Consider the following 6,345-nt stretch of genomic DNA (forward strand, 5'->3'; position numbering starts at 1 on the left):
CGCTGAGCCACCGGCGCCGGCCGGTGGGCGTGTGTCAGCTGCCGCGCAGCAGGTCCAGGTCGACGCCCGCGTCGCGGATGCGTTCCATCGGACCGGGCACGAGCTTGCGCTTGTCCAGGTCCATCAGGCCGAGGGTGGACTCGATCTCCGCGGAAACGGTGCCGTCGAGCTTGGTGATCACGTTGTCCATCCAGAAGACCTTCTTGTCCTCCTCGAATCGGGCCACGCACGACACGGTCGCCTCATCGCCGAAGCGCAGTTCCCGGCGGAACCGGATGTGCGACTCCAGCATCACTATGCCGATGCCCTGCTTGATGAGCCCCTCGGTGACCCCGGCGGCGACCGCGAGCTCGGTGCGCGCGATCTCGCCGTACTGGTGGTACACCGCGTGGTTCAGGTGGCCGTTCGGGTCCAGTTCGTACGTACGGACCTTGGCATGGATCGAGAAGGGTTCACGCTCAGTCACGCGTGCCACCCTAGGCGGCACCCCTGACAACGGTCTTCCGAAGGTGAGCAGCCGCTCACCTTCGGAAGTGGTCACTCCTCGTAGAACAGTCGCTCGACGACGGCGTGTGCCCGCCGGGTCGTCTTCCGATACGCGTCGAGGAACTCCCCCGCGTCGTCGTCCACGCCGTAACCGAACACACTCGCCACCGCGGTCAGCTCCCGCCCCGAGGTCGGCAGCTGGTCGACGGCCTTGCCCCGGACCAGCATCGCCACGTTGCGTGCCCGCGTAGCCAGCAACCACGCCTCGCGCAGCGCATCGACGTCCTCCCGGGCGGCCAGACCGCTCTCGGCCATCGCCTCGAGCGCCGCAGGTGTCGACGTGGTCCGCAGTTGCGGAACCTCGTGCGCATAGCGCAGTTGGGCCAGCTGAACGGTCCACTCGACGTCGGCGAGCCCGCCGCGGCCGAGTTTCGTGTGCATCGACGGGTCGGCGCCACGCGGCATGCGCTCGGTGTCGACGCGGGCCTTGATGCGGCGCACCTCGCGGAGTTTCGCCGCGTCGAGCCCGCCCTCCGGATATCGGAACGGGTCGATCACGGCGATGAACCGATCACCGAGGTCGGTGTCACCGGCGAGGAACCGTGCCCGCAGCAGCGCCTGCGACTCCCACACCTCGCCCCAACGTTCGTAGTACGCGCGGTAGGACTCGAACGTCCGCACCAGCGGGCCGCTGCGCCCCTCGGGGCGGAGGTTCGCGTCGACCTCCAGCGCCGGGTCCTGGGAGGGGGCGCCGAGCATGCCGCGCACCGTCTCGGCGACGGTCGTGGCGAACTTGAGCGCCTGTTCGTCGGTGGCGTCGGAGGTGCGCTCGCACACGAACATGACATCGGCGTCGGAACCGTAGCCGAGTTCGCTGCCGCCGAGCCTGCCCATGCCGATCACAGCGATCCGCGCGGGCACGCCACCGGCCTGCGCCTGCTGGTACCGGGTCGCAGCTTCCAGTGCCGATTGCAGCACCGCCGCCCACACCGACGACAGGGCATCGCACACGGACGGCACGTCCAGCAGTCCGAGCACGTCCGCGCACGCGACGCGCAACATCTCGTGCCTGCGCAGCGACCGTGCAGTCGCGACCGCGGCGTCCAGCCCCGGCTGCCTGCGGGCCGCCGCCCGCAGCGATGTCGCCGTCTCCGCGGGCGGCCGTCCACGGAGACGTTCTGCGTCGCCGAGCATGTGCAGCACCTCCGGCGCCCGCACCAGCAGGTCGGGCACGAGCCGTGACGTGCCCAGCAGCGTCGCGAGGTTCTCCACGACGGCCGCCTCGTCCCGCAGCACGCGCAGGTACCACGGGGTGTCGGCCAGTTCCTCGGACACGCGCCGGTACGCCAGCAGCCCGCCGTCCGGTTCCGGGGTGTCGGCGAGCAGGTCCAGCAGCACCGGAAGCAGCGTCTGTTGAATCGACGCGCGTCTGCTCACGCCCGTGGTGAGCGCGCGGATGTGCTGCAACGCCCCTTCCGGCGAGGCGAACCCGAGTGCGGTGAGCCGCTGTTGCGCCTGTTTCGCCGTCAACCGGAGTGCGGCGCTGGGCACCCGCGCGACGGCCTCCAGCAACGGCCGGTAGAAGAGCTTCTCGTGCAGGCGGCGGACCCGCCCGACGTGTTTGCGGAACTCGTGGTCGAGCTGTTCGGGGCGGGACCGCGCCCGCGACGAGCGAATCCCCGAGGCCCTTGCCAGCCACCGCAGTGCGACCGTGTCGTCGGATTCCGGGTAGAGGTGGGTGCGGCGCAACGCGCGCAGCTGCAGCCGGTGTTCGAGGACGCGGAGGAATTCGTACGACTCGGCCATCTCCTCGGCATCGGCCCTAGCGACGTAGCCTCCGGTGCCGAGTGCCGCGAGGGCGTCGAGGGTGGAGGCCGACCGCAGGTCGTGGTCGATCCGCCCGTGCACCAGTTGCAGCAGTTGCACGGCGAACTCGACGTCGCGCAGGCCGCCCCGGCCGAGCTTCAACTCCCGGTCGGCGATCTCGGCGGGGATGTGTTTCTCCACGCGACGGCGCATGTGCTGCACGTCGGCGACGAAGTTGTCCCGCTCGGCCGCGGCCCACACCATCGGTGCGACGAGCTCGGCGTACCGACGGCCCAACTCGCGGTCGCCCGCGGCGGGACGGGCCTTGAGCAGCGCCTGGAACTCCCACGTGCGCGCCCACTTCTTGTAGTACGCCTCGTGGCCGTCGAGCGTGCGCACCAGAGCACCGGCCTTGCCTTCGGGGCGCAGCGCCGCGTCGACCTCGAAGCACGCCTTGCCGACGACTCGCATCATCGCGGTCGCCAACCGAGTGCCGACCTGCAGATCGCCGTCGCCGACGAACACGACGTCGACGTCGCTGACGTAGTTCAGTTCGCGTCCGCCGCATTTGCCCATGGCGATCACGGCGAGCGTGGCGTCACCCGCGCCGCGCGTCTCGTGTTCGGCCACGGTCAGTCCCGCCTGCAGCGCGGCGTCGGCGGCAGCCGTCAGCGCGTGCGTCGTCCGGGCGAACGTCGCCGACTCCACCTGCGATTCGACGAGGTGGCCGAGGTCGGCCCCCGCGATCTCCAGTACGAGCCCCCGGTAGGCCCTCCGCAGCGCCTGTTCGGCCTCGGCTCCGGCCATGACCTCGCCGCCGGAACGGACCGACGCCTGCAACTGCGCGGCGTACTCGGCGGTCGGTGTGGGGGCGGCGAGCCGTCGCCACTGACCGGGTGAGCCGACGAGGTAGTCGCCCAGGGCCGTCGAGGAGCCGACGACGGCGAGCAGCTTCCCGCGCACGATCGGGTCGCTGCGCAGCGCGGCGTCGAGATCGGCCCAGCCGTCACGATCCGCTTCGCGGATGCGGTCGATGGTGCGCAGCGCCAGATCGGGGTCCGGGGCGTGGGCGAACGCCGCGAGCACCGAGTCGGCGTCGGGAACAGGTCCGGCGTCGGTCCACCACCCCGCGGCGTGCAGTTCGGCGGCGGCATGGTCGGAGGTGAACCCGAACCTGGCCGTCGAGGCCGCGGGACGAACGCTGTCTACCATCGGCTCCTACCGTAGTCCGGCGACCGGTAACACGGATGGTGCAGTCAGGCCAAAGGCAGTCCGCGTCGCGGGTCCTCCGCGGGTGGCAACGTGCCGGCCGCGAGGTCGACGAACCGGCGCGCGAACGGCCGCCACGTTTCGTCGATGTCGGCGTGCATCCGGTCCAGCGTGTCGGCGTCGAACGCGCCGGGTTTCGCCACGGCCGCCACATCGGGGGATCGCGCCACCCACGCGTCGACGATGTCGCGGGTCGTTTCGATGTGGAACTGCAGCCCGTAGGCGCGCCTGCCGACGCGGAACGCCTGGTGCGGATACAGCGGCGTCGACGCCAACAGCGTCGCCTGCGCGGGCAGTCTGTCGATGACGTCCCGGTGGAACTCCAGCACGTCCTGCATCAGTGGGAGGTCGGCGAACAGCGGGTCCTTCCACGCCGCGTCCTTCTTCGACACGAGCTGCGGCCCGGCCTCGGGCCCCTCCGGTCCGGGCCGTACGACGCCGCCCGTCGCGGCCGCGAGCAGCTGGCCACCGAGGCACACGCCGAGCGTGGCGACGCCTGCGGCCGTCGTCCTGCTCAGCAGTTGCCGAATGTCGGCGAGGTACGGATGTGTCTCGTCGTCGAAGGCGCTCATGCCGCCGCCGAGGCATACGAGACCGTCGTATCCGTCGGCGTCCGCCGGCATGTCGTCGACGCCCGCCAGCTTCACGTCCAGCGTCGCGCCCGCTTCGGTCAGCCAGTCGCCGAGTGCGCCGACAGGTACCGACGTGTCCGGCTGCACCACCAGGATCCGCGTACTCACGCGGTCAGTCTATGCCCGAGCGTCGTCGGTGAAGCGGAGGCGGGAAGGTCGGCTGGCGAGTGGTCAGCCACTGCGACTTGTTCGCTGCAAACCGCGCGAACGGCCACGGGGGGGGGCGTAGGGGCAGGTCAATCGACGACGAGCACGTTCCGCGTCGAGCCCTGCGTGCACTGCTGCGGAATTCCCGTGACGTCGTCCGCTGCCACGGACGTCGCCGAAACGTCGAGGCGTTCGCCGACAGCTGTCGTGCCCGCCTCGGCTGTCGTCGCCGACGGCCGGCCGCCGCGAAGGACGAACTCGGCGTCGTCTCCGAAGATCAGCAGTTCAGGTCGTCCTCCGGATTCGAGGGCGAGGCAACTGCCTGGGCCGACGACAAGTTTTCCCGCCCGGGCCTCGGCTCGGCCGTCGGGCCGGCCCTGGGTGGTCAACCCGAAGGGTCCGTCGCCTGTCGACTCGACCGTCAACGACCCCGGGTTCCCGTTCCTGCTGGGGGTGCCGGTCTCGGGTGCCGCTCCGTTGGGCGGGGCGTTCGTCGTCTCGGCTTGGTTGGTTTCGGCGGTCCCACCGGCGGACGTCGCGCCGTCATCGGTGGCTCCGCATCCCGCCAACATCGCGGTGAAGGCCAGTGCCGCGACCGTCAGGCTGGCTGTGCGGATCTTGTTCACCGGTTCCTCCCACGACGCGCGTGCTCACCAACGGGGCAATCCGCCCCGATGTCGGAGTGACCGACCGAGCCGTCCGCCCCTTCTCGTTCGCACGGCAGTCGCTCGCTGCACATTATCGTTGTCGGCGCAATGGTCTGCACATCGCCCGTCTGCACGTTACCGATCCCGATTTTCTGCGAAAGCAGAAATCCATTCTGAAAGGGGGTTACCGTCAAAAAAGAAGGGCTGGTGTGACAACGGTGTGGACACAACACAAAAAAAAGGGGGGGGTGGACGCGAAAAAGGGGTGTGGACGCGAAAAAGTGGGCGGGCCCCTCGGCGAATCCCCGACTGGGGGACTCGAGCCGAGAGGCCCGCCCACTTCTCTTTTTGATGTTAAGTTCGGCGGTGTCCTACTCTCCCACACCCCTTCGGATGCAGTACCATCGGCGCTGGCAGGCTTAGCTTCCGGGTTCGGAATGGGACCGGGCGTACCCCTACCGCTATCACCACCGAAACACTACGAAACAACACACTGACTGTTGTCTCCCCACACACAACCCACGTGTGTGGGGTGGTGTGGTGTTTCAGGATCGTAGAGTGGGTGCGTAGCAACCTTTGTAGGCAAGTCCTCGGCCGATTAGTACCAGTCCACTCAAACACACATTACTGCGCTTCCATGTCTGGCCTATCAACCCAATCATCTCTTGGGGGCCTTAACCCATCACGGGTGGGAGACCTCATCTAGGAACAGGCTTCCCGCTTAGATGCCTTCAGCGGTTATCCCTTCCGAACGTAGCCAACCAGCCATGCCCCTGGCGGGACAACTGGCATACCAGAGGTTCGTCCGTCCCGGTCCTCTCGTACTAGGGACAGCCTTCCGCAAGTCTCCTACGCGCGCGGCGGATAGGGACCGAACTGTCTCACGACGTTCTAAACCCAGCTCGCGTGCCGCTTTAATGGGCGAACAGCCCAACCCTTGGGACCAACTCCAGCCCCAGGATGCGACGAGCCGACATCGAGGTGCCAAACCATGCCGTCGATATGGACTCTTGGGCAAGATCAGCCTGTTATCCCCGGGGTACCTTTTATCCGTTGAGCGACACCCCTTCCACCAGGAGGTGCCGGATCACTAGTCCCGACTTTCGTCCCTGCTCGACCCGTCAGTCTCACAGTCAAGCTCCCTTGTGCACTTACACTCAACACCTGATTACCAACCAAGCTGAGGGAACCTTTGGGCGCCTCCGTTACCCTTTAGGAGGCAACCGCCCCAGTTAAACTACCCACCAGGCACTGTCCCTGAACCAGATCATGGTCCGAAGTTAGATTCCCAGCACGACCAGAGTGGTATTTCAACAACGACTCCACCAACACTAGCGTGTCAGCTTCACAGTCTCCCA

4 protein-coding genes and 2 rRNA genes (1 of these 6 running past the window's edge) are annotated in these 6,345 nt (G+C 68.0%); all 6 read right to left on the bottom strand.

The genetic code is table 11. From position 1 onward, the window contains the following. Positions 1–34 precede the first annotated feature (34 nt). Positions 35–466, bottom strand: coding sequence for an acyl-CoA thioesterase (locus FB384_RS03340; protein ID WP_183779047.1), 432 nt, complete (start codon positions 464–466; stop codon positions 35–37). Between the two features lie 71 nt (positions 467–537). Then, entirely contained in the window at positions 538–3,504 is a 2,967-nt protein-coding gene (locus FB384_RS03345; RefSeq protein WP_183779049.1) for a bifunctional [glutamine synthetase] adenylyltransferase/[glutamine synthetase]-adenylyl-L-tyrosine phosphorylase, read from the bottom strand. A gap of 44 nt (positions 3,505–3,548) precedes the next feature. Next, a complete protein-coding gene (locus FB384_RS03350) occupies positions 3,549–4,301 on the bottom strand; it encodes a type 1 glutamine amidotransferase (RefSeq protein WP_183779051.1) in 753 nt (250 codons plus the stop codon). A 128-nt stretch (positions 4,302–4,429) separates the two neighbouring features. Then, the gene (locus FB384_RS03355) at positions 4,430–4,966 is read right to left on the bottom strand and encodes a hypothetical protein (protein WP_183779053.1); all 537 of its coding nucleotides are present in this window, start codon (positions 4,964–4,966) and stop codon (positions 4,430–4,432) included. 379 nt (positions 4,967–5,345) lie between these two features. Continuing rightward, positions 5,346–5,462, bottom strand: a 5S ribosomal RNA gene (gene rrf, locus FB384_RS03360). A gap of 103 nt (positions 5,463–5,565) precedes the next feature. Next, a 23S ribosomal RNA gene (locus FB384_RS03365) occupies positions 5,566–6,345 on the bottom strand (it continues 2,308 nt past the right edge of the window).

This window comes from Prauserella sediminis (genome assembly GCF_014195435.1).
GTDB classification, from domain to species: Bacteria; Actinomycetota; Actinomycetes; order Mycobacteriales; family Pseudonocardiaceae; genus Prauserella; species Prauserella salsuginis.